We start from the raw sequence: 22,497 nt of genomic DNA on the forward strand, positions 1-22,497 counted from the left end.
TCTGCCTGTTGCTTCATGGAACGTACCGTGAACCAGGGCTCAGGAAACCTTGTGCAGGAACGCCGATGCGTGGGCTTCGAGGGTCTTGCCGTTGGCTGCGACATCCCAACGCCACAGGAGATTGCCGTCCACCAAACCGAAGATCCGGGTGGCTGCAGTGTATTCCTTGGAGTGGCTCCCGCGCATCACCATATCGGTGCTCAGTTGGATCTGGGGACCCTTGATCTGACCGTAGTAAAGCTCGGTGATTCCACCAGGGTGGGCGATCGAGACGGAGATATCGAAGCCGCCGTCCTTGTTGCGGCGTTCTTCCACTTCATCGGCTGTCTTGAGTACCGGGACGATGTCCGCCGGGATCAGTCCGGGGCCGCCGTCGCCTTCCTCAAGTTTCCGTTCCAGCGCCCAGAATCCCGTCTCAACGGTCAACGGGCGCAACTTTGCGCCGGCGTCGTCGCTGATCCAGGTTTCGGCCCGGTACTGCAGGTACGGCAGGCCGTTGTGGGTGAAGGAAACATGCTGGACGAAGTGTTCCGAATCCTCGTCGCCGCTGCCGAGCCGGCCACGGCCCTCCCACTCACCAATGAGCCAGGAAAGGGGGACGAGTTCGGGCGTCAGATCTGTAGGGATCTCAATAGGCACAACGGTTACCTCAGTTGGGGTGCAGAACCGGAAGGGTTACTTCTGGCCCTTGAAAAGGCGGTAGACGACAAATCCCGCAAACCACGCCATGGCGACGCTGGCCAGGCCAAGGAGAACGAGGAAGAAGATTTCAAATGCGAGTACAGACATGATGCCATCCTAACCGTTAGTAGATGAGTAGTTTGTCTATGAAGTAAGCCAACGCACCCACGGCCCAGACCGGGGCTACGCCCATGCCAAGAGCGGCCGGAAGGTTCAGCCTCCCCCGGCGCAGGGTGGTCATGCGGCGGAAACACACCAGCACAGAACCGACCACGACGCCCACCAGCGCCGCGGGCAGGACTGCGATGTCAGAGAAAACCAGGCCCGCCAAGGGACCCATGAGGCCTGCCATGACCACGCCCAGCGGAGCAACAATCCGGTCCGGCCAACGAATGATGCCCACCAACAAAGCAACTGCCGCGCTCAGGCCGGCAACCAGGACCATTTCCTTGACGCCGTTGAACCTTGCCCCTGCTATCCAGCCTGCACCAAGGCAGTTCAAGAGCACGCCGGCACTGCAGCCCAGGGTGGACTCCAAGCGCTGGGCCTGTCCCGTGCCGCGCACGAGCTGGACAATGAACACGGCCATGACGCCAAGGGCGACGAAAGCCGGCGTCCCGTCAAGGAAGCCAGGGGCGGGGAGGTAAGCGGCCGCAACAGCCGATCCCGCGCCGGCCAGTCCAATGACAGCCGCCAGGGTCTTCTTGGCAGGGACCCCCAGGAAGTGGGGCCAGCCGATGCCAACGGCTGCGGACGCCGCGATACCCACGTCCACCATGACTTCCCGGGAAACGAAGGTGCTGGCCACGATGGCCGCGAGCGCCACGAGTCCGAATACCCCGATGCTCCAAGACTTCACTGTTGTGCCCGACCTCAATCCGATGCGCCCTCTACGGCCTCTCGACAATCCTGCCTCATACCGGCCCAATATGTCGTAATTCCCCCGCCAGCCCGTCACGAATCCATGTGTCGCAGGGCACTGATGGGTATACTCAGACTTCAACAGCGCACTGTCCTGGCCCCGATCCCGTCACAACGGGCAAAGGCCAGAAGGCGCTGGGACCGACCGGTGAAACTCCGGTTTCGACGCCCGATGATGCGCGTACAGCCCATTGGAGGAACTATGTCGCACATCCTGCTCCTGACGAACAGCACCGGCTCTTCGGTGGACATTTTGCCTGCCTTGGAGTTGTTGAACCACCGCGTGCACATCCTCCCGGCAGAACCAACCGCCCTGCTTGAGACCGACCCCACGGACATCGTCTTCCTGGATGCCCGCAAGGATCTTGTCGGAGCCCGCTCTTTGACGCAATTGCTCAAGGCGACTGGGCTCAGCGCCCCCTTGATGCTGATCCTCACGGAGGGCGGCATGGCTGCCGTTTCTTCCGCGTGGGCTGTGGATGACATTGTCCTCGACTCGGCTGGACCCGCAGAGGTGGAAGCCCGCATCAGGCTTGCCATGGCGCGTGCCGTACCCGGCGAAGAGGAGACCCAGACGGAGATCCGGGCTGCCGGCGTCGTTATTGACGAAGCAAGCTATACCGCACGCGTCAGCGGCCAGCCCCTGAACCTGACCTTCAAGGAGTTCGAGCTCCTGAAGTACCTGGCACAGCACCCTGGCCGCGTATTTACCCGCCAGCAGCTGCTGACGGAAGTCTGGGGCTATGACTACTACGGTGGTACACGCACCGTGGACGTCCACATCCGGCGCCTGCGCGCAAAGCTGGGCGTGGACCACGAAAACCTGATCAGCACCGTCCGCAACGTCGGATACAGGCTTACCCTTGTGCGCTTGCCGGACGACGAGCTCTCCGAAGCCTGAGCCTGCTTGTTTGACGAAGAAAGGCCGGGATCCACACGGATCCCGGCCTTACTTTGCACTGCATTTGTGGAGGACATACGGGTCGAACGTATCGAGGCCACCCCACTGGTGGATCCCCCCTGTACCCGGCCAAAGCCGAATGAGATAACGACACTACAGCCGTTGGGCCGAGACATCAAATCACGGGCTTGCCCCGGGCGTATAGCCTTGCATCATGAGTCAAGCGCACCCGGAGAACTGGCCCGTACTGATCATCAAAGGCGCTTTGGACGCCGAACTGCTCAAGGATTTCACAACCCTAACCGCCGCGGCCGGGGAATCCGACGGGAATCCGCCGTTGTCCGAGCAGACGATGGTGATGTTGCGAGGCGCAGATGCGGGTGATCACTCGGTGGTCTCCTTCGCGCTTTATGCCCCCGACGAGGATTCGGATCCGTCGACAGCCGAAGACCTGGCGGGGATCGCCGTCGTCGTTGAAGCTCCGGACGCGAGCGGCGTGCTGGAGCTGGCAGTCCATCCCAGTTACCGCAACCAGGGCGTTGCCGGACGACTCCTGGGCGCCCTCCAAAACCATCGGAGCCTTGAGGGCCTGAGTGCGTGGTCGCACGGCAACCACGAAGCCGCGGCCCAGCTGGCCACACGGTTCGGTTACGGACCAGTGAGGGAACTGTGGAAGATGCGGTTGATGTCCTCGACGTCGGCGCTGCCCGACGCCGGTCTCCCGGACGGTGTCTCGCTGCGCGCCTTCGTACCGGGACAGGACGAACAGGCGTGGCTGGCGGCCAACAGGGCCGCCTTTGCCCACCACCCTGAACAGGGTTCCATGACGCTGGAGGATCTCGAAGCGCGCAAGGCCGAAGACTGGTTCGATCCCGAGGGCTTCCTCCTGGCTGTCAACGCCGCCGGTGAACTCCTGGGATTCCACTGGACGAAGGTCCACCCCCGGCAGGGCCCGCACCCGGCAATCGGCGAAGTCTACGTGGTGGGCGTGACTCCGGCTGCACAGGGTTTGGGGCTCGGTAAAGCCTTGACGGTGGCCGGAATCAAGCACCTCCAGGACAAGGGCCTCCACGCCGTGATGTTGTACGTGGACGCGGACAATGAGGCAGCCGTGGCCCTATACCAGAAACTTGGCTTCGTCCGCTGGGACACCGACGTGATGTACGGTCCTGCAACGAAAAATTAACCTGGTGGGATCGCCGCAGGGAAAGGCGGCGACTCTTTGGATTCGGACACCGCGATTGCTTGTAATGTAGGAGACAAACCCAGTCCTGAGCTTAGGAGAGCCCCATGCAGCCGGACCCCGTCGGCATCGCCGGATCCACCTCTAAGGGGGCCACACTGCCCCCGCGCTTCGGATCGTCGGAAGTGCCGGCCTCGCGGGCCACCCAGGACCGCATCGACATTCCCGAATTCGCGCCGAGCCTGGAACCTGAAGGGGACATCTCCCCGGACCGCTTTTTGGACCGCGAACTCAGCTGGCTTGCCTTCAACTCCAGGGTGCTGGAACTTGCCGAGGACCCCGACCTGTTCCTGCTGGAACGGGTCAACTTCCTCTCGATCTTCGCTTCCAACCTTGACGAGTTCTTCATGGTCCGCGTGGCCGGCCTCAAGCGGCGCATCGCTACCGGACTCGCAGTGCCCTCCCCCGCCGGTCTCAGCCCCATCGAGGTGTTGGAACAGATTGGCGAAGAGGCCCACAAGCTGCAGGAACGTCATGCCCGGGTCTTCGCCGAGCAGATCCGGCCTGCCTTGGCCTACGAACACATCCACCTCATGCACTGGAATGAACTGGATGAGGACGCGCGCCAGCGGATCAGCGTCATGTTCCAGGAGAAGGTCTTCCCCATCCTGACTCCCCTGGCCGTGGATCCTGCCCACCCGTTCCCCTACATTTCCGGGCTCTCCTTGAACCTGGCAGTGATTGTCAGCAACCCGATCAGCGACAAAGAGCTCTTTGCCCGCGTCAAGGTCCCGGACCAGCTGCCCCGCCTCATCTCCGTGGACGGACCGCGCGCAGGTGCCATTCCCGGCCGTGTTGCCAGGTTCATTGCCTTGGAAGAGGTCATCGCTGTCCACTTGGACAAGCTCTTCCCGGGCATGGAAGTCCTTGAGCACCACACCTTCCGCGTCACCCGCAACGAGGACCTTGAGGTTGAAGAGGACGACGCCGAGAACCTCCTCCAGGCCTTGGAGAAGGAACTGCTGCGCCGCCGTTTCGGCCCTCCCGTGCGCCTGGAAGTGACCACGGACATCAACCCGAACATCAAGGCCCTGCTCATCCGCGAACTTGGTGTTGAAGAGTCCGAGGTCTACTCCGTGCCCGCCCCGTTGGACCTGCGTGGTTTGTCCGCGATCAGCGGGATCGACCGCGCCGATCTCCACTACCCCAAGCACGTCCCGCACACCTCGCGGTACCTCAACGAATCGGAGACCTCAAAAGCGGCGAACGTCTTTGCGGCCATGCGGCGCCGGGACATTTTGCTGCACCACCCCTACGATTCTTTCTCCACGTCCGTCCAGGCGTTCCTCGAGCAGGCTGCTGCGGATCCGAAGGTCCAGGCCATCAAGCAGACCCTCTACCGGACGTCCGGCGACTCCCCCATCGTGGATGCGTTGATCGACGCCGCCGAGGCCGGCAAGCAAGTACTGGCACTGGTGGAGATCAAGGCCCGTTTCGACGAGCAAGCCAACATTTCCTGGGCCCGCAAACTTGAGCAGGCCGGCGTCCACGTGGTGTACGGCATCGTTGGCCTGAAAACCCACTGCAAGTTGTCCTTGGTTGTCCGCCAGGAAGTGGACGGCCTGCGCCGCTACTGCCACATAGGTACGGGCAACTACCACCCCCGCACGGCCCGCTACTACGAAGACCTCGGTTTGCTGACCGCCAACGAACAGGTGGGCGAGGACCTTTCCAAGCTCTTCAACCAGCTTTCCGGCTATGCACCGAAGTCCACATTCAAGAGGTTGCTTGTGGCGCCGCGCTCCGTCCGGGCTGGCTTGGTGGAGCGGATCGAAACGGAAATCCGCAACGCCCGCGCCGGCATTCCGGGCCTGGTCCAGATCAAGGTCAACTCAATGGTCGACGAAGCGATCATTGACGCCCTGTACCGTGCATCCCAGGCCGGTGTGAAGGTCGATGTCGTTGTGCGAGGTATTTGCTCCCTCCGCCCCGGGGTTCCGGGCTTGAGCGAGAACATCACGGTCAGGTCGATTCTCGGCCGCTTCCTTGAGCACTCGCGGGTGTTCGCCTTTGGCAACGGCGGCGAACCCGTGGTGTACATCGGTTCCGCAGACATGATGCACCGCAACCTGGATCGCCGTGTGGAGGCCCTGGTGCAGCTCGCCAGCAAGGAGGACATCAACACGGTCATGGACCTGATGCGCCGCTACGTGGACGATGAAACGGCCAGCTGGCACCTGGACAACCAAGGACACTGGACCAGGCACCACCTGGATGCCGACGGCAAGCCGTTGCTGGACATGCAGTCCTGGCTGTTGGAGTCGCGTTCGCGCCAGCGTGCGTCGGCACGGAGGTAAGGAAGATTTGAACAGCGATACCCCCGTGGAGGATCAGACAGACCACCCCGGCGAGCCGGTAGCCGTCGTCGCTGCCGGCGCCATTCCATGGCGCCTCAACAAGGGCGCCTTGGAGGTTCTGTTGATCCACCGGCCCCGCTACGACGATTGGTCATGGCCGAAGGGAAAACTCGACGCCGGCGAGACGGTTCCGGAATGCGCCGCCCGTGAAGTGTGGGAAGAGATTGGCCTGCGGGCTCCGCTGGGTATTCCCCTTCCGGCCATCCACTACCACGTGTCCGCGGGCCTGAAGGTGGTCCAGTATTGGGCTGCCAAAGTCAACGGTGAACCGCTGCGTCCCGATGGCAAGGAAGTGGACAGCGTGATGTGGTGCAGCCCTGACCGGGCCGCGTCATTCCTCAGCAACCCCACGGACGTAAAGCCGCTGGAATATCTGGAGAAGGCCCACGTCAGGGGTGAACTGGATACGTGGCCTTTGATCTTGATCCGTCATGCAAAGGCCAAGCCGCGATCGTCATGGACCAAGGCTGAGGGCGACCGTCCTTTGGCGGCCACTGGCCAGCGACAAGCCGTTGCGGTGCAGCGACTGTTGAATGTCTGGAAGCCCCAACGGTTGGTGACCAGCCCGTGGGCCCGCTGCGTGGCCACCATCGCACCCTACGCGAAAGCCTCGGGAGCCAAGGTCAAGCTTGTTGAGGCATTGACAGAGCATCACCATCAGCGCTCTCCAAAGAAGACGGCAGCGGTTATCGAGGCGTTGTTCGACAAACAGCTCCCCGTAGCGGTGTGCACGCATCGGCCCGCGCTGCCTACGGCCTTGAAGCAACTGGGCCAGCACATGTCGCAAAGCCTGCGCGCCGTCCTTCCGGCCGCGGACCCCTTCCTTTCGCCGGGAGAGGTCATTGTTTGCCAGGTGGCAAGGGGCTCCGAACGAAAGATTGTCTCCGTGGAGCAGGTCAGGCCTTTCGACGACTAGTCTCCGGCGCGATTGACCCCCGCATCTTTGTGTCAGTAGATTGATACAAAAGATGTGGGGGTCTTCGTGTTGATAGCCAATGTGCCTCCGCTGCTGTTCCTGGGACCGGCGGCGGGTGCTGTGATCGTGTATTTGTGCCTGCGCATCCAAGTGCGGTCCAAGCCCGACGGGCAGGCGGCCGCCTCACACGCGTTGTGGGTTGGCATCATCGGGTGGATGGCAAGTTCCCTGCAGGGCGCCACGAATGCCGGAATCCTCCGTGCGAATCCCACAGGCTCCGTGGCTATCTCCACTGCGGATCAGCTCGCAACCGCCCTCGCGTGGCCCATCCTGGCAACCCTGGCCGTCCACGCCCTGGGCCAGTTGAGCTATCCCACGCCCAAGGCACCACACAGGTACGCAGAACTCACCGTCCGCCGGATCCGCGACTTCCTCCCACGGAAGCTGGCCTGGACTACCGCAGGGATCTTCGCGTGCGCAGCCTTAGTCGTTGCCGGCATCGCGTCGCTCCCGGGCTCCAGTCCCGTTCAGCCGACACCTTCCCCGGCATCGTCGCCGGACTACAACTTCTCCGGAGGACAAGGACAGGACGGGCGAATTCCGGGGTCGGAACTGGCCCTGTGGCTCGGCGGAGCCCTGCTGGCCCTCGGCATTGGGACCTGGTTGGTGCTCGTCCTCATCGCGCGACGGCGGCAGTTGGAAACGCTCGACGGCGACGACAACCGTACGCTCCGGATCATCGCCGTGAACCGCCTGCTGCGGACGGTGGCGACCATAGCAGCCGGGCTGGCAGGCCTCGCCGGCAACTTCGCGGTACTGCCAGCCGCTGGAAGTCCGTGGCAATCCAGCTGGTTCAGCGCTGCCGGCCTGGTCAACGTCATGGTGCTGCTCGTGATGTGGTGGTGGCGGGTGCCGACGCTCCCTTCCCTCATCAAGGAAGGCAAGGCCCCCAGCGCCGCCGCGCTGCGTAACGATCCTCGAACCCATGGAGCGGCCAAGCTTAGTATCTCCATCGGCGCGGCGTTGGGCGTGGCGGGCGGACTGGCGCTGCTGGCCGGCGTCGTAATAATCCTCACTGCCTCGCGCCCCCTCAACGCGTGGGCCTTTCCCGGCCTAACCGCCATGGCCGCGGTGGTCCTGCTGGCGACCATCGCGGCAGGCGAGCTATTGATCGCCCGAAACTATGGTGACGCCGGTGCACCCAAGCAATGGCCGCACCGGCCCGTTTCGAATGGACTGCTTGCCTTCGCGATCGTCAGCGCCCTGCTCCTGCTACTTGCCGTGGCCTTCGCCGTCGCGGCCGAAGCCCGGACAGCCGCCCCGAAGACATGGTCAGGTGTTCTTCTGCTGTCTGCGGTGGTCGCCATCACAGGTGGCTTGGCCGCGCTGGCCGTTCGTCGTCGTCGCGGCATCCCGGAAGAGGAGCCCCGCGCTGGCATGGACGGGGCGTTGAGGGCCATCAGCATGTATCGGATCGTGAGGACCGTGGCCGCGTACTGCCTGGGCCAGGCGGCCGCCCTGCTGCTCATTACCGGCGATGCGTGGTTCATGGTGCTGTCACCTGACGGTGGCGCATCCCCGATCGCCCCGAGCCCGGTCACCGTGACAGGTGTGGTCCTGGCCGCAGTCGCCGTAATCGTTGCCGTCGTCCCGGTCCGCAGCCTGCTCCGCGCCATACCCACGGGCCCCGAGGCCAACCAGAACCAGCCAACGCCATGACCGCGGGGATAACTATCAACCTGGCGGATCCGGTCCCGCCCTACGAACAGATCCGGCGTCAACTCAGTTCGCTGATTGCCGTCGGGGTCTTGGAGCCGGGCAGCCGCCTGCCCACTGTTCGAAGCCTTGCGGCGGACCTGGGGATCGCGGCGGGGACGGTGGCGCGCGCCTACAAGGAACTTGAGCAGTCCGGACTGATTGAATCACGACGCCGGAACGGTACCGTCGTCGTCGGCCCGCCAGCTGCGCCGAGCCGCCAGGCTGGCGCAGACGCGGCGGTGATTGCCGCCGTCGACGGCTTGATCCGGACGGCGCGCGCCGCGGGTGTGAGCGATGAAACGCTGATGGACCTGCTTCGGGGGCGGCTGGCCAGTAAGCTGGACTGGTGAGCATCCCCACCCCGTATGAAGACCTCCTGCGCGACGTCATGGCCAACGGCACGCACAAATCGGACCGCACCGGAACCGGAACGCGCAGCGTTTTCGGCCGTCAGTTGAGGTTCGATCTCGCTGAGAGCTTCCCGCTCATCACCACCAAGCGGGTCCACTTCAAGTCCGTGGCCGTGGAGCTCCTGTGGTTCCTTCGCGGCGACTCCAACGTGAAGTGGATGCAGGACCAGGGCGTCTCCATCTGGGACGAATGGGCGGATGCGGACGGCGAGCTCGGCCCCGTGTACGGCGTACAGTGGCGCAGCTGGCCCACCCCGGACGGCGGGCACATCGACCAGATCTCCGAGGTCATGAAGAGCCTCGCGGCGAATCCGGACTCGCGGCGACACATCGTGTCCGCATGGAACGTTTCCGAACTCAAGGACATGGCCCTGCCTCCGTGCCACGCGTTCTTCCAGTTCTACGTGGCTGACGGCAAGCTGTCCTGCCAGCTGTACCAGCGCTCCGCGGATACGTTCCTGGGCGTCCCCTTCAACATCGCTTCCTACGCACTGCTGACCCTCATGGTGGCTCAACAGCTTGGCCTCGAACCCGGCGAATTCGTGTGGACCGGCGGTGACGTCCACGTTTACGACAACCACGTGGAGCAGGTCGCCGAGCAGCTCAGCCGCGAACCGTACGAGTACCCACAGCTGCGTATCCTCCGTAAGCCGGAGTCCATCTTCGACTACACAGTGGACGACTTCGAGGTTGTGGACTACCGGCACCACCCCACCATCAAGGCACCGATCGCGGTATGAGCGCCCTCTCCTCCGAGAACCCCTCCCAGCTGCCCGGTGTCATCTTCACCCGGGAAACCGCCGCCGCGATGACCGGCATCGGCATGATCTGGGCGCAGACCACCTCCGGCGTCATCGGCAAGGACGGCACCATGCCATGGACCCTGCCCGAGGACATGAAGCACTTCAGCCAGATCACCACGGGACACCCTGTAATCATGGGACGACGGACCTGGGAGTCGTTCCCGGAAAAATACCGTCCCCTGCCGGGCCGCACCAACATTGTGGTGACCCGAAACAAAGACTGGGCCTCCACGCCCGAGGCCAAGGGCGCCGTCGTGGTTTCGTCGCTGGACGAAGCCTTGCTGGAATCGCAATTTGCGCCCGGCGGACAGAAGGTGTGGATTGTCGGCGGTGGCGAGATCTACCGGCAATCCATGGAAATCGCCAACATTGCCGTCATCACCATCATCGATACCGATGTGGAAGGCGATACCTACGCCCCTGAGCTCGGCGATGACTGGACCTTTGATACCGTGGCACCGGCCGAAGGCTGGCTCACTGCCAAAAACGGCACTAACTACCGGTTCACCTCATGGCGCCGGACCGAAAGCTAGGAACGCAGGACGTACTGGAAATGCTGAAGAAACCTGAAACCCTGTTCGTGCTGGGCTATATGCTGCTGCCGCTCTTCGCCCTGCTCTCGGCAATTGTTGGACTGACCATGATCCTGGGCGGCAACAAGATCCTGGGCATCATCGTCCTGGTGGTGGTGACGCAGGTATTCACCTTCGGTGCGTTCTTTGCCCTGCGCAAGCGCAAGGCCGCGCTGCTGCAGGAACCCGACGCCGGGAGCTAGTCCAGGCGGTCGGCCGGCGTGCCGCTGCGGCGGGGGCCGTCGTCGTGCGCTGCGTGCGTGACGTAACCAACAGCGGCCGGTTGCTCCGAAAGTTTAGACTGGGTGAATGACTACAGCAGCTAATCCGTCCGTAGGACTGGTCGGTTGGCGTGGCATGGTCGGTTCCGTCCTGATGCAGCGCATGCAGGAAGAGAACGACTTCGCCAACATCAACCCGGTATTTTTCTCCACCTCGAACGCAGGAGGTGCCGCTCCGTCCTTTGCTGACGGAGCAGGCAAGCTCGAGAATGCGTTCGATATTGAGACGCTTGCCAAGCTGCCGATTATTGTTACCGCCCAGGGCGGGGACTATACCAAGCAGGTTCATGGCGAACTCCGCAGCCGCGGCTGGGACGGCCTTTGGATTGATGCTGCTTCCACGCTGCGCATGAACGATGACTCCATCATTGTGCTGGACCCGATCAACCGCGACGTGATCGACGCCGGGCTTTCCGGTGGCGTGAAGGACTTCATCGGCGGCAACTGTACGGTTTCCTGCATGTTGATGGGCCTCGGTGGCTTGTTCAAGAACAACCTCGTGGAGTGGGGTACGTCCATGACGTACCAGGCAGCTTCCGGGGGCGGCGCACGGCACATGCGCGAACTCCTCAATCAGTTCGGCACCCTGAACAACGAGGTCAGCAGCGAACTTCAGGACCCGGCATCCGCCATTTTGGAAATCGACCGCAAGGTGCTCGCCACCCAGCGCACGGGCGTCGACGCCACCCAGTTTGGCGTTCCGTTGGCCGGTTCCCTGATTCCCTGGATTGACGCGGACCTCGGCAACGGCCAGTCCAAGGAAGAGTGGAAGGCCGGTGTTGAGACCAACAAGATCCTCGGCACCGGAGCCGGCACCGCGGGCAAGGACCACATCGCCATGGACGGCCTGTGCATCCGCATCGGCGCCATGCGCTCCCACTCCCAGGCGCTGACGCTGAAGCTGCGCGAAGACCTGTCCGTGACGGAGATCGAGAACCTCCTGGCCAAGGACAACGAGTGGGCCAAGGTTGTGCCGAACACCAAGGAAGCGTCCATGGCGGACCTGACCCCCGTTGCCGCATCCGGCACTTTGGACATCCCCGTGGGCCGCATCCGCAAGCTGGAAATGGGACCCGAGTACATCAGCGCCTTCACCGTGGGCGACCAGCTCCTGTGGGGTGCAGCTGAGCCGCTGCGCCGCATGCTCAACATCGTGACGGGCAAGCTCTAACCGAGCCCTTTTCACGGCCTTGACCCGCTGTTCCGTCGCTGCCCTGCAACGGAACAGCGGGTTTTCTACGTTTAGCCCGCCATGAACTTCACATAGGCACGCCCTTGGCTGGCGAACGAACGCCCGGCGGCAGGACCCAGGGGACCGGCGAACGGCTCGGGCACAATATCCACCTGCTTGCCACTGACGGCCCTCGTCCACGTCCCGACCACCTCACCTCCGGAGACGATGATCCGCTTGAACACACCGTTCTTGCCCGGTACCACCAGCTCCGCAAACCCAGGGGCGAGGACCAGGCTGCGGTCCTGGTAGCCGAGCAGGTATTCATCGAACCCGGGCAGGGCCAGCAACGAACGCGAGCCGGGGACGCCGTCGTCGAGCAGTGCCGCCGACTCCGGCGAGAGCCAATAGCTGGTGCCGCCGAACTGCAGCTCCACCAGACGGTGTCGGATCCCCTCAAGGGCGGCCCGCGCCTCCGACAACGGGATCTGGCTCCACCACGAGAAATCCTTCACCGTGGCCGGCCCGTGGCTCCTGAAGTACCTGAACAGCAATTCGGCAATGCCTTCCTCACGGCTCAAGTCCCTGGACTCCGGGATCCACAGGTCAAAAGGTGCGAAAAGCTGCTGCACACCCACCTTTCCCTTGCTCCCTGCCATCGGGCCCTGGACCAACCAAGCGCGCTGGCACAGGCTCCCCAGGAGGTGGATGCCACGTTGGGCCTTGGTAAGTTGTCCAGCGTCCTCGAACGCCTGGAAGAGCTGCTCGCGGCTGGCTCCTGGGATGCCGTCTGCCGCCAGGACTTCAGTGGTCTTGAACGCGATGTCACGGCAGTGGGCAATGTCGTCAGGCGTGATGGCAAGTTCGCGGTGGCGGCCGGTCAGGGTGTTCATCAGGCGGTCACTCGTGATGCCCAGAATCCAGCGCAGATCCTCCGGCGCCAGGAGATGCAAAGTGCCGCGCATCGGCCACGAACGGACCACAGTTCCGGCGTCGAGGGCCGCGCGAACGTCCGAAGCGGCCGTCCCCGGCACGCGTTGCCCAACCGCCCACAGCGCCGCACCAAGGTCTTGCGCCTGCATGGCGGTCATCCACCGCACGGCGTCGGGAACCGTTGGAAAGCCGGTGCCCAGCAGGCCTTGGCTGGCGAGCCGCAAGCGGCCCATGACGCGGGGAGTAAGGGGTGCAGGCATGCTTCATCCTAAAAGGCCCGGCAGGCACAGGAAACCTTGCCGCGCCTCCCAGCCGTCACCCAGCAGCGGATCCTAGGATGAGTTCATGCTTTTTGGTGATCTTGCACCGTTTGTGCGGCCGATGAGCCGGTGGTTGGCTACCGCCGGCTGGTTCTGCACGCTTGTCGGACTCGGCTCCGGACTCATAGTGGCCGTCGGGACGGGCGTAAGCCTCTCCCCCTCCATGCAAGCCATCCAGACCATCAGCTTGGTGGCAACCGCCGCCGCGGCGCTGTTGATAGGAACCGCAGCGGCCAGCCAACCCCTGTCAGATCGCCACGATGAAGCCCCCGAGCCTTGGTACTACCCTGCCGCTGCAGCACAGGTCCGCAGCTTCCTCCTGGGAGCGATCGTCTTGTTGCTGGGCCTGATTGGCTTTGCGACGGCCGGGATGTTCATGCCCAGTGGACCGTCGCCGCAGAGCATCGCGTTCAGCCAGATCTTCTTGTTGGGTGCGGTCAGCTGCGGCCTCACCTTCCTGCTGCTCAACAAGGTCCTGCCGATCGCCGAGCGCCGCACACGCTAGCTTTTTGCACGCCGAGGGGCGAAAGCCCGCCCCCTCGCGGCGTGGACTAGAGGCTCAGGCCGATCAGCAACGGTTCCGGGTGCAGTTCAATGCCAAAGCGTTCGACGACGCCGGCCCTCACCTCGCGCGCGATGGCCACCATATCCGCAGCGGACGCCGAGCCCCTGTTGGTGATGGCAAGGGTGTGTTTGGTGGACAGGGAAGCCCTGCCACCTGAAACGCTGGATTCCTCCAGCCCGAAGCCCTTCCCGAATCCGGCCTGGTCAATCAGCCAGGCAGCGGAGAGCTTCACCAGTCCGTCCGAACCGGCGGGATACTTGGGGGCGTTCTCCGGGAGCCCCGCCGCACGCTCCGCGGGGACGATGGGATTGGTGAAGAAGGAGCCGGTGGAGAAGGTGTCGCGATCGGCTGCATCCAGGACCATGCCCTTGGAGGCGCGCAGCCGAAGGACTTCCCGGCGGACATCGTTGGAGTAGGCGCGCTTGCCGGCCTCGACTCCGAGGACCCGGGCCAACTCGGCGTAGCGGATGGGGGCGCTCATCCGGCCCAGGGGCAGCTGGAACTCCACAGTGAGCACCACGTAGCGCGGGGATCCTTCAACGGTGGTTTGCTTCAGGATCGAGTCACGGTAACCAAACTTCAATTCAGAGTTGGTGAAAGTCTGGACGGCGTTGCGTTCCCGGTCCCACGTCCGGACGGCGGCAATGGTTTGCGAGACGTCCGCTCCGTAAGCTCCCACATTCTGCACGGGAGTTGCTCCTGTGGCCCCGGGAATGCCGGACAAGGCCTCCAGGCCGGACCAGGCGTGCAGAACGGAATACTCCACCAGCGCATCCCAGTTGTGGCCCGCCTGGACCACCACGGAAACGCCGCCACAGCTGTCCTCTGAGTTGACCGTGAAGCCCTCGGATGCGATCTTCAGGACCGTGCCGGGGTAGCCGTCGTCGGAAATCAGGAGGTTTGATCCACCGCCGATGATCAGGAGTTTCTCACCGGCAGCGTCGGCCGAACGGACGGCGTCGATGATTTCTGCTTCGGTGCGGGCTTCAACGTAGTTCCCTGCGGGGCCGCCGACGGCAGCCGTGGTCAATTCTGAAAGAAGCATCTGGGTCACCAATCAAGCCTAACGGGAGTGGCCGGGCTCCATGGACGTGGCCTTCTGCTTGCCGGCCAGCGGCGCCAGGAAAAAGCTGACCACCAGCAGCACCAGCGGCGCCAGCAGGGAATGCAGGATGCCGAAGTGCTCTGCCAGCAGGCCCAGGAGTGGAGGTCCGCACAGGAACGCGCCATATCCAATCGTGGATACGACGGAAACACGGGCGGCCGCGTGTACAGGATCATCGGCCGCTGCGGACATTCCCACGGGGAAGCCCAGGGAGGCTCCCAGTCCCCACACCGCCAATGCGACGAAAGCAAGCCAGGGAACTGGCGAAAACACGAAAAGGGCAAGACCCACGACGGCGGTGGCCGAGCACCAGCGCATCACCAGTACCCGTCCGAAACGGTCAAGGACGGCTGTCCCCGTGAAACGACCTATGGTCATGAACGTCACGAACACGCCATAACCTACGGCGCCGGCCGCATCACTCTGCCCGTGCCCGTCAGCCAGTGCCAAAGCCACCCAGTCCCCCGCCGCACCTTCGGCCAGCGCCAAACCAAGGACAAGGACGCCGATCAGGAGGGTCCGGCGATCCCGCCAGGCGAGGGCAACGAGCCGCTTGTTGTCCAGTGGAGGTGAGGTCTCGGCCCCGGTGCGGACCGGTTCGGGAGAGATAACAGGCAGCGGACCTGTTGAGGGATCCTGGAAAGTATCCGTTTCAGGGGGCCGGTAGGTCGTGGCGGCCTGGGCAGTCTTTTCCGCCCTGAACCAGAAGCCTGCACTGACCACCGATGCCGTCACCACCACGCCGGAAATCAGGAAGTGCCAAAACACCGGCATGTGCACGGCAGCAGCCCAGGCACCAAAACCGGCCGCGGCAACTGTTCCCAGGCTGAACGCCCCGTGCAGGTGAGGCATGATGTGCCGCTCGAGGGCACGCTCCAGGGCGGCGCCTTCCACGTTGGAAGCCGTGTTCCAGCTCGCTGTGCCCAAGCCCAGAACCACCAGTCCTGCAGCCACCACCAGCGGGTGTGCGGCAACCGAGGTCCCGATGCCCACAATGACCAGTCCCGCACCGACCATGCAGCTGCCGATCCTCGTGGTCAGCTTCGGCCCGAGCCGCAACACGATCAGGCCCGAGGCCGAAATCGAGATGAAGGACGCCACGGTCATGCACATCAGCAACAGGCCGATGCCGCCCGGGGTGAGGTCCAGTCCGTCGCGGATCGCCGGCAGCCGGGAAACCCACGTGGCAAAGGCGATCCCGCTCGCAGCGTAGGAGGCAAGAACAGCGGCGCGCCACCGCAACATTTCTGTCGCAGTGGCGCGCGGTTTGCTGCAATGTTCAGTGTTACCGCGTTGGTTCAAGAGACCTTCACAACCGCCTGCGACTTCATGAGGACTTTCTGTCCGGCAGCCACGACGGTGAGATCGATGCGGGCCGTGCGGGCATCGGCGTCGAGCGCTCCCACCACGCCGGTGACATCAATGACAGCCCCGGCCTGTTCGGTGCCCGTCGTGTCCGTGACCAGCACGGGCTTGGTGAAGCGGGTCTGGTAATCGACGACGGCGGCAGGGTCGCCTGCCCAGTCGCTCACCAGCTGAACTGCGGCACCCATGGTGAACATCCCGTGGGCGATGACGCCAGGGAGCTCAACGGAGGTAGCAAAAGCCTCGTTCCAGTGGATCGGGTTGAAGTCGCCCGACGCTCCGGCGTATTTCACCAGGTCCTGGCGGGTTACCTCAATGCTGCGCGTACCGATTTCCTGGCCAACGCTGAGTTCTTCGAAGGTGTGGCTCATGGTTACTGTCCCTCTCCCCGGACCAGGATGGACGACGTCGTGGTGGCTACTTTTTCGCCGGCCTCGGTGGAAATCTCGGAGCGCGTGGTGATCATGGCTCCGCCACCCATGGCCCGGACGCCGTCAACGTGCAGCTCGGCAACGAGGCGGTCGCCGGCGACAATCGCGCGGTGATGCGTAAACCGCTGGTCAGCGTGGACCACACGTGAGAAGTCGATCCCCGACTCGGGGTCCTCCACCAGCTGGGCGTCGGCGCGCTGGGCGACGATGATGGCAAACGTTGGCGGGGCGACGAGGTCGCTGTGGCCCATGGCCTTTGCTGCCTCAACATCGAAATGCACAGGGTTGCTGGCCTTCACGGCCTTGGCAAACTCGCGGATTTTTTCGCGGCCGACGTCGTATACCTCTGCGGCAGGGTAGCTTCGGCCCTGCAGGTCCGGATTGATACTCATGCTCCAACCCTATCGGGCAGCGGCCGTGCGGGCAGTGCGGGCAACTACTTCTTGTAGCTCTTCCGGATCTTCTGGCCGCGGACCACCAGCCCGGTGACGTGGAGGATCAGCCCGACACCGATCACGGGCAATGACGCCAACGCCAGCCCCTGGTTACCCGAGACGTTTCCCGCAATCGACAGGATGAGTCCCACAGCGATGAGTCCCATGGCGCTGAAAACCAGCACTTTATAGGAGGTGGAGGCGGTGGCCCAGAATTGTTCAAGCACGGTCCAAGTCTACCGGGGCGCGTTGTGAGGCCCGGTCCGCGCCCTTGAAGCGGGAAACACCCCGCAGACCAGGCCCCGCAACGGACTAGAAGAGCGAATCCTGTAGGGCCGGGATCTCCGTAGTGTGGGGGCCGAACTCGATTTTGCGGCCTTTCAAGGCACCCAGGTCCGCCACGAAGCTGCCCTCGATCTCGTTTCCCGAAGCATCGGGCAGCCCAGCCAAGGCGATTGCCCCGGACAGTGAGCGGATCCGCAGGCCGTGCCCGCCGTCGTCGAACGCTGCCGGATACCGGTGCCGCACCCCGGCGCCGGGACGAACGGTGCACAGGGCATCGGCCAGGGCAGGCCGTTCCCACTGTTCCTCCACAATGGAAAAACCGGTCATGGCCAGCCCGCCGAGCAAACCGCGCACGCGCCCTGCGTGCTCCCGGTTCACTCCGGAAAGCTCGACGGCGGTCCGCGGCTCCACCAGCCCTGTCACCTTGGCGGCAGAGCGGACCTGCTGGACGAGGCCGAGCTCGCGCGTCACCAGGTCCTCAAGCACCCGGACCACGTGGCCGTCTTCAGCATGGGCTACATAGGAGGCATGCACGGCCCCCTGCTCTGCGAGCCTGTTCCATTTCCGCGGCGCGGACGCAGTACCAATTTTGGTGGCGCCGTTCGCAAACGTTGCCACGTACAGCCAGTGCGGCTGCATCAGGTAGGCCCGAAGACCCGTTGGGACGGCGCCGCCGCGGTGGAAATCGTGCATCAGCCGGGAGTCGTCGCGCGCGAAGCAGGTCCCGCACTGTTTGCCGCGCTCCGCCGGGGCGGCATCGCGGCACGGCACGTGGGTGCGGTCCCCTGGTCCGTGGACCTTGGTGTGTCCGAGGCACCACAAACCGGGGGTGACGCGGAGGCCGAGGACAGCACCGTTGGCCAACCCGACGTCAACGAAATCCCCGTCCGGCCCCAGCGCCCGCAGTGAGGGTGTGGGAGTATCCCAAACGACTCCGTGGACCAGCATCGTTTACCTGACCAGGACGGTTAGATGGAAGGCTGGACTCCGAAAGCCACGGCGAGCTTCATGATCTTTTCTGCACGACCCAAACGCGGGAGGTCCGATCCATCTCGGATCACGCGGCCGTTGGCTTCGAAGTCGTTCATGAAGTCGGTGGCCCAGGCAACATCCGACGGCGTGGGGCTGATGACCTCGTTGATCACAGTGGTCTGATCGATGGCCAGGCACAGCTTGCCGGTCATGCCCATGGTCACGGTGATGCCCGTCTGCTCGCGCAGGATGGGGTGGTTCGTGCCGACGGTGGGGCCATCGATGGGGCCGGGCAGGTTGCCTACGCGGGAGGCCACAACGAGCTTGGCGCGCGGGTAGGCCATGGCTTCAGGGGTGGCTGCCATGCCGGTGTCGCGGCGGAAGTCGCCGGAACCGAACGCCAGGCGGAAGGCGCCCTGGGCGCGGGCAATGTGGTTGGCTTCCTCGATGCCGAGGGCGGATTCAACCAACGCAACAACCGGAGTCTTGCCGTCCATGCGGTGGTAGGACTCGGTGACCTGGTCCGCGGACTCGGTCTTGGCGAGCATGACGCCCAGCAGGCCGGGCGTACCACGCAGGCCCGCGAGGTCGTCGGCCCAGAACTTGCTGGTGGCATCGTTGATGCGGACCCATGCGCGGCCGCCCGCGGTCAGCCAATTGACCACGTTTTCGCGTGCAGCGTCCTTCTGGGACGGGTCCACGGCGTCTTCGATGTCCAGGATGATGGCGTCGGCACGCGAACCCGCGGATTCGTCGAAAAGCTCCGTTTTCATCGCATTCACGAGGAGCCATGAACGGGCGATGTCGGCGGGAATGTTGCGGGTGGGCCGAATGGATTCGGCGGCGATGCTAGACGTCATGTATCTACCGTATCTGCCCTGCTGCCCGCAAGGCGAAGAATTCGGCTTCCTTGTGAGGATCAATACGAACTAAACCCCATATGACTGTGGGGTCCGTCAGTATGAACGCCCGACGGCGGTCCGCGCCAGTAATATCCGGCGCACCTGTCGCTGTTGTTCACGGGGCTCAACACGACGTCTTTGAGTCTCCGGGTTGCCGGGCATGGCTCAGGATTTCGTCCCGTTTCAGGCTGTTTCGCAGCGTTTCCGGGCGTTACCGCGCCACTTCCCAGCCGCCGTCGTCATGGGCTTTCATCGTTCCCAAGCCGTTTCACCAGCCGGCCACCCAACACCCCAACCATCGAAAGTAGCTCCCATGAAACTGCATCTGCCCCTCCTGAGCGTCGCGGCCGCCGTCGTACTAGCGCTGACGGTGAGCGGCTGCGGCGGTGCAGCCGAAGCCGGACAGGGCGGCCAGCCAGGCAACGAAGTCAAGGAACTCCGTTACCAGGGCTCGGCCAACAACGTGACGTTCCCCGAACTGGCCGCGGACCTCGGATACCTGGGTGACCTGAAGCTGAACTGGGTGGGCAACACCACCAGCGGCCCCCAGGACATCCAGTCAGCGGCCACCAACCAGACGGACTTTGGCGGCGCATTCTCAGGCGCCGTGGTCAAACTCATCGAGGCCGGCGCCCCCGTCAAGGCGGTGGTCAACTACTACGGCTCGGACGAGAAAACGTTCAGCGGTTATTACGTCAAAGCGGACAGCCCCATCAAGGAGCCCCGCGACCTGATCGGCAAGAAGATCGCCGTCAATACCCTGGGCGCCCATCACGAAGCCGTCATCAACAGCTACCTCACCAAGAACGGCTTGAGCCAGGACGAAATCAAGCAGGTCCAGCTGGTGCCGCTGGCCCCTAATGACACCGAGGAAGCCATTCGCCGCGGCCAGGTGGACGCGGGAACGCTGGGAGGCGTGCTCCAGGACCGGGCCATCGAGGCAGGCGGACTGCGCTCCTTGTTCAGCGATGTGCAGTTGTTCGGCAACTTTGCAGGCGGCCAGATCGTGCTCCGGAACGACTTCATCGAAAAGAATCCCAACACCACCAGGACCTTCACCACGGGCGTTGCGAAAGCCATCAAGTGGGCCGCCGAAACCCCGCGGGACGAGGTGATTGCCCGCTTCACCAAGATCATCGAAAACCGTGGCCGCAACGAAAGCACCGCCAACCTCAAGTTCTGGAAGAGCCCTGGCGTCCCGGACGCAGGCGTGATCCAGGACCAGGACTTCACGCGGTGGGAAGCCTGGTTGAACTCGGCGGGAATCGTCAAGGACAAGCTGACGCCGTCCAAGTACTACACCAATGACTTCAACGACCTCGCGGCAGCGAAGAAGGGATAGCCATGACCGCGAAAATCAGCCTCAGGAATGTCACCAAGCAATTCACGGTCCGGGCCACGAAGACCACGTCCGCAACAACGCTCACGGCCATCGATTCCCTCAGCCTGGACGTCCGCGACGGCGAATTCCTCACCCTGGTGGGCCCCAGCGGCTCCGGCAAGACAACACTCCTGGACCTGCTTGCCGGGCTCTCCACGCCCACCTCGGGAGAGGTATTGGTGGACGGCAAACCGGTCACCGGGCCGGGCAAGGACCGCGCCGTTGTGTTCCAGCAGTACGCCTTGTTCCCCTGGCGGACCGCGTCGGCCAACGTATCTATCGGGCTCGAAGGTGTGGGCCCGGACGGCAGGAAGCTGAACCGCCGCGAGCGCGCCGCGAAAGCCAGCGAGTACCTGGCGTTGGTGGGGTTGGCGGGCTTCGAGGACCGCTACCCGCATGAACTGTCCGGCGGCATGAAGCAACGCGTGGCGATAGCCCGCAGCCTTGCGTACGAGCCGGACGTGCTGCTGATGGATGAACCGTTCGCAGCCTTGGATGCCCAGACCCGAGAGCAACTGCAGGACGAACTCCTGCGGATCTGGAAGGCCACCGGAAAAACTATCGTCTTCATCACCCACGGCATCGACGAGGCCGTTTATCTTGGCCAGCGCGTCGCCGTACTCAGTGCCCGCCCGGGACGGCTCAAGGAAATCGTTGACATCGACATCCCGGACCGCGACGGCGATGAGGACATCCGTTCCAACCCGGCCTTCGTGGAGCACCGCCACCAGGTCTGGACCCTGTTGCACGACGAAGTCCGCCGGGCGCAGGACGCGGGCCACCGCAAGATCATGCCCGACGGCAGCGCCCCCGATGAACCAGCAACCACCCCTGAAAGGAGCGCAGCCTGATGACAACCACCCTCACACAGGCACAAACCGCCGCCTCCGCGCCCGGGCGGACGGCCGCCGTCGAGCCTTCCGTCCGTTTGGAAACCGAACGCACGACGCCGGCACCGGCCAGGGCGCGACGGGTCACCTCCGCGCTGGGGGCGGGCCTGTGGAAGTCCACCGCAATCATTGCCTTCCTGGCGCTGTGGGAGCTGGGGCCAAGCTACCTGGCCAGCCCGTCCACCCGGGTGTTCCTGCCGCCGCTGCATGAAGTGCTCCTCGCGTGGGGCAAGCTGTTCGAATCCGGGACCATCCAAGGCCACATCGCTGCCAGCCTTAGCCGCTCGGTAGCGGGCTTCGGTGCGGCCTTGGTGGCTGGTGTTTCGCTGGGTCTGCTCATCGCTTGGTATGGGCGGCTGAACTCTGTCCTGAATCCCCTGCTGGAACTGTTCCGCAACACGGCCGCACTGGCGTTGCTTCCAGTGTTCACGCTGTTGCTGGGCATTGGCGAGGAGTCCAAGATCAGCATCGTGGCCTACGCCGCGTTCTTCCCGGTCCTCCTGAACACCATCGCGGGCGTGAAGACCGTTGATCCGCTGTTGATCAGGGCTGCCCGCTCGTTGGGCCTGAACAGCTTCCGGCTGTTCCAGAAGGTGATCCTGCCTTCAGCCGTTCCTACCATCTTCACCGGTATCCGCATGGCCGGCACGGCATCCATCCTGGTGCTTATCGCCGCCGAGATGGTGGGAGCCAAGGCCGGCTTGGGCTATCTGATCGTGAATGCGCAAAGCAGCTTCCTCATCCCGGACATGTACGCGGGCATCCTCACAGTGTCCTTGCTGGGTCTGGGCGTGAACTTCCTGCTGGTGGCTCTTGAACGCCACTTCTCCCGCTGGCGGACCGCTGTTGGCGCTGCCGCTTCCTGAAACCACCCCGTGGCACCTGCCACAACCATCACAA

At 63.9% G+C, this 22,497-nt stretch carries 24 protein-coding genes; 14 read left to right on the top strand and 10 right to left on the bottom strand.

The window, feature by feature from the left end; all coding sequences use genetic code 11:
• Positions 1–39: 39 nt before the first annotated feature.
• Together AB0N72_RS15475 and AB0N72_RS15480 are read right to left on the bottom strand one after the other, a co-directional pair.
• Entirely contained in the window at positions 40–639 is a 600-nt protein-coding gene (locus AB0N72_RS15475; protein ID WP_018776715.1) for an FABP family protein, read from the bottom strand.
• A 166-nt stretch (positions 640–805) separates the two neighbouring features.
• Positions 806–1,540, bottom strand: coding sequence for a permease (locus AB0N72_RS15480; protein ID WP_363933263.1), 735 nt, complete (start codon positions 1,538–1,540; stop codon positions 806–808).
• Positions 1,541–1,804: 264 nt separating this feature from the next.
• Between AB0N72_RS15480 and AB0N72_RS15485 the strand changes: the two genes are divergently transcribed.
• The 10 genes from AB0N72_RS15485 (at position 1,805) to asd (ending at position 12,014) form a co-directional block, all read left to right on the top strand.
• A complete protein-coding gene (locus tag AB0N72_RS15485; protein ID WP_018776718.1) occupies positions 1,805–2,503 on the top strand; it encodes a response regulator transcription factor in 699 nt (232 codons plus the stop codon).
• 214 nt (positions 2,504–2,717) lie between these two features.
• Positions 2,718–3,689, top strand: coding sequence for a mycothiol synthase (gene mshD / locus AB0N72_RS15490; protein WP_363933261.1), 972 nt, complete (start codon positions 2,718–2,720; stop codon positions 3,687–3,689).
• A 104-nt stretch (positions 3,690–3,793) separates the two neighbouring features.
• On the top strand, positions 3,794–6,043 hold the full coding sequence (locus AB0N72_RS15495; protein WP_363933259.1) for an RNA degradosome polyphosphate kinase: 2,250 nt from the start codon (positions 3,794–3,796) through the stop codon (positions 6,041–6,043).
• A 7-nt stretch (positions 6,044–6,050) separates the two neighbouring features.
• Positions 6,051–7,019: an NUDIX hydrolase gene (locus AB0N72_RS15500; RefSeq protein ID WP_363933257.1), complete on the top strand. Its 969-nt coding sequence runs from the start codon at positions 6,051–6,053 to the stop codon at positions 7,017–7,019.
• A 66-nt stretch (positions 7,020–7,085) separates the two neighbouring features.
• A complete protein-coding gene (locus AB0N72_RS15505; protein WP_363933255.1) occupies positions 7,086–8,738 on the top strand; it encodes a hypothetical protein in 1,653 nt (550 codons plus the stop codon).
• Positions 8,735–9,127, top strand: coding sequence for a GntR family transcriptional regulator (locus tag AB0N72_RS15510; RefSeq protein WP_363933254.1), 393 nt, complete (start codon positions 8,735–8,737; stop codon positions 9,125–9,127). Before AB0N72_RS15505 ends, AB0N72_RS15510 begins: the two co-directional genes overlap by 4 nt.
• Positions 9,124–9,927 carry a thymidylate synthase gene (locus AB0N72_RS15515; protein ID WP_363933252.1) on the top strand — a complete coding sequence of 268 codons (804 nt, stop codon included), beginning with the start codon at positions 9,124–9,126 and terminating at the stop codon, positions 9,925–9,927. Before AB0N72_RS15510 ends, AB0N72_RS15515 begins: the two co-directional genes overlap by 4 nt.
• Positions 9,924–10,523: a dihydrofolate reductase gene (locus AB0N72_RS15520; RefSeq protein ID WP_363933250.1), complete on the top strand. Its 600-nt coding sequence runs from the start codon at positions 9,924–9,926 to the stop codon at positions 10,521–10,523. Before AB0N72_RS15515 ends, AB0N72_RS15520 begins: the two co-directional genes overlap by 4 nt.
• A gap of 20 nt (positions 10,524–10,543) precedes the next feature.
• Positions 10,544–10,765, top strand: a complete 222-nt coding sequence (locus AB0N72_RS15525; protein ID WP_363933248.1) for an NF038396 family protein — start codon at positions 10,544–10,546, stop codon at positions 10,763–10,765.
• Positions 10,766–10,871: 106 nt separating this feature from the next.
• Positions 10,872–12,014, top strand: coding sequence for an aspartate-semialdehyde dehydrogenase (asd, locus tag AB0N72_RS15530; RefSeq protein WP_363933247.1), 1,143 nt, complete (start codon positions 10,872–10,874; stop codon positions 12,012–12,014).
• A gap of 71 nt (positions 12,015–12,085) precedes the next feature.
• Here the strand turns inward: asd and AB0N72_RS15535 are convergent, their stop codons facing one another.
• Complete coding sequence (locus tag AB0N72_RS15535; RefSeq protein WP_363933246.1) at positions 12,086–13,207, bottom strand: winged helix DNA-binding domain-containing protein; 1,122 nt, start codon at positions 13,205–13,207, stop codon at positions 12,086–12,088.
• An 85-nt stretch (positions 13,208–13,292) separates the two neighbouring features.
• Between AB0N72_RS15535 and AB0N72_RS15540 the strand changes: the two genes are divergently transcribed.
• Positions 13,293–13,772: a hypothetical protein gene (locus tag AB0N72_RS15540; protein ID WP_363933244.1), complete on the top strand. Its 480-nt coding sequence runs from the start codon at positions 13,293–13,295 to the stop codon at positions 13,770–13,772.
• A gap of 46 nt (positions 13,773–13,818) precedes the next feature.
• Here the strand turns inward: AB0N72_RS15540 and AB0N72_RS15545 are convergent, their stop codons facing one another.
• From AB0N72_RS15545 to AB0N72_RS15575, 7 genes are all read right to left on the bottom strand, one after another.
• Positions 13,819–14,886, bottom strand: coding sequence for a UDP-N-acetylmuramate dehydrogenase (locus AB0N72_RS15545; protein ID WP_363933243.1), 1,068 nt, complete (start codon positions 14,884–14,886; stop codon positions 13,819–13,821).
• A gap of 9 nt (positions 14,887–14,895) precedes the next feature.
• Positions 14,896–16,182: an MFS transporter gene (locus AB0N72_RS15550; RefSeq protein ID WP_363933241.1), complete on the bottom strand. Its 1,287-nt coding sequence runs from the start codon at positions 16,180–16,182 to the stop codon at positions 14,896–14,898.
• 53 nt (positions 16,183–16,235) lie between these two features.
• The gene (locus tag AB0N72_RS15555; protein ID WP_363933239.1) at positions 16,236–16,673 is read right to left on the bottom strand and encodes a MaoC family dehydratase; all 438 of its coding nucleotides are present in this window, start codon (positions 16,671–16,673) and stop codon (positions 16,236–16,238) included.
• A 2-nt stretch (positions 16,674–16,675) separates the two neighbouring features.
• Positions 16,676–17,125, bottom strand: coding sequence for a MaoC family dehydratase N-terminal domain-containing protein (locus tag AB0N72_RS15560; protein WP_363933238.1), 450 nt, complete (start codon positions 17,123–17,125; stop codon positions 16,676–16,678).
• 44 nt (positions 17,126–17,169) lie between these two features.
• Complete coding sequence (locus tag AB0N72_RS15565) at positions 17,170–17,394, bottom strand: DUF3188 domain-containing protein (RefSeq protein WP_363933237.1); 225 nt, start codon at positions 17,392–17,394, stop codon at positions 17,170–17,172.
• An 85-nt stretch (positions 17,395–17,479) separates the two neighbouring features.
• Positions 17,480–18,400, bottom strand: coding sequence for a DUF2797 domain-containing protein (locus AB0N72_RS15570; RefSeq protein ID WP_363933235.1), 921 nt, complete (start codon positions 18,398–18,400; stop codon positions 17,480–17,482).
• 20 nt (positions 18,401–18,420) lie between these two features.
• Positions 18,421–19,284 (bottom strand): CoA ester lyase, encoded by an 864-nt coding sequence (locus AB0N72_RS15575; protein WP_363933233.1) that lies wholly within the window; start codon positions 19,282–19,284, stop codon positions 18,421–18,423.
• A 355-nt stretch (positions 19,285–19,639) separates the two neighbouring features.
• Between AB0N72_RS15575 and AB0N72_RS15580 the strand changes: the two genes are divergently transcribed.
• Genes AB0N72_RS15580 through AB0N72_RS15590 form a run of 3 tightly spaced genes read left to right on the top strand, consistent with a single transcriptional unit; the run spans position 19,640 to position 22,463 of the window.
• Positions 19,640–20,668 (top strand): ABC transporter substrate-binding protein, encoded by a 1,029-nt coding sequence (locus AB0N72_RS15580; protein WP_363933231.1) that lies wholly within the window; start codon positions 19,640–19,642, stop codon positions 20,666–20,668.
• 2 nt (positions 20,669–20,670) lie between these two features.
• Positions 20,671–21,558, top strand: a complete 888-nt coding sequence (locus tag AB0N72_RS15585) for an ABC transporter ATP-binding protein (RefSeq protein WP_363933229.1) — start codon at positions 20,671–20,673, stop codon at positions 21,556–21,558.
• Entirely contained in the window at positions 21,558–22,463 is a 906-nt protein-coding gene (locus AB0N72_RS15590; RefSeq protein WP_363933227.1) for an ABC transporter permease, read from the top strand. Before AB0N72_RS15585 ends, AB0N72_RS15590 begins: the two co-directional genes overlap by 1 nt.
• Positions 22,464–22,497: the final 34 nt, after the last annotated feature.

The sequence above is a fragment of the Paenarthrobacter sp. NPDC089307 genome, from assembly GCF_040685055.1.
Classification (GTDB): domain Bacteria; phylum Actinomycetota; class Actinomycetes; order Actinomycetales; family Micrococcaceae; genus Arthrobacter.

Coding starts and splice junctions, on each gene's coding strand:
- AB0N72_RS15485 (WP_018776718.1), top strand. CDS start 1,805: ATGTCGCACATCCTGCTCCTGACGAACAGCACCGGCTCTTCGGTGGAC.
- mshD (WP_363933261.1), top strand. CDS start 2,718: ATGAGTCAAGCGCACCCGGAGAACTGGCCCGTACTGATCATCAAAGGC.
- AB0N72_RS15495 (WP_363933259.1), top strand. CDS start 3,794: ATGCAGCCGGACCCCGTCGGCATCGCCGGATCCACCTCTAAGGGGGCC.
- AB0N72_RS15510 (WP_363933254.1), top strand. CDS start 8,735: ATGACCGCGGGGATAACTATCAACCTGGCGGATCCGGTCCCGCCCTAC.
- AB0N72_RS15520 (WP_363933250.1), top strand. CDS start 9,924: ATGAGCGCCCTCTCCTCCGAGAACCCCTCCCAGCTGCCCGGTGTCATC.
- AB0N72_RS15525 (WP_363933248.1), top strand. CDS start 10,544: ATGCTGAAGAAACCTGAAACCCTGTTCGTGCTGGGCTATATGCTGCTG.
- asd (WP_363933247.1), top strand. CDS start 10,872: ATGACTACAGCAGCTAATCCGTCCGTAGGACTGGTCGGTTGGCGTGGC.
- AB0N72_RS15535 (WP_363933246.1), bottom strand. CDS start 13,207: ATGCCTGCACCCCTTACTCCCCGCGTCATGGGCCGCTTGCGGCTCGCC.
- AB0N72_RS15540 (WP_363933244.1), top strand. CDS start 13,293: ATGCTTTTTGGTGATCTTGCACCGTTTGTGCGGCCGATGAGCCGGTGG.
- AB0N72_RS15550 (WP_363933241.1), bottom strand. CDS start 16,182: ATGTTGCGGTGGCGCGCCGCTGTTCTTGCCTCCTACGCTGCGAGCGGG.
- AB0N72_RS15555 (WP_363933239.1), bottom strand. CDS start 16,673: ATGAGCCACACCTTCGAAGAACTCAGCGTTGGCCAGGAAATCGGTACG.
- AB0N72_RS15560 (WP_363933238.1), bottom strand. CDS start 17,125: ATGAGTATCAATCCGGACCTGCAGGGCCGAAGCTACCCTGCCGCAGAG.
- AB0N72_RS15570 (WP_363933235.1), bottom strand. CDS start 18,400: ATGCTGGTCCACGGAGTCGTTTGGGATACTCCCACACCCTCACTGCGG.
- AB0N72_RS15575 (WP_363933233.1), bottom strand. CDS start 19,284: ATGACGTCTAGCATCGCCGCCGAATCCATTCGGCCCACCCGCAACATT.
- AB0N72_RS15580 (WP_363933231.1), top strand. CDS start 19,640: ATGAAACTGCATCTGCCCCTCCTGAGCGTCGCGGCCGCCGTCGTACTA.
- AB0N72_RS15585 (WP_363933229.1), top strand. CDS start 20,671: ATGACCGCGAAAATCAGCCTCAGGAATGTCACCAAGCAATTCACGGTC.
- AB0N72_RS15590 (WP_363933227.1), top strand. CDS start 21,558: ATGACAACCACCCTCACACAGGCACAAACCGCCGCCTCCGCGCCCGGG.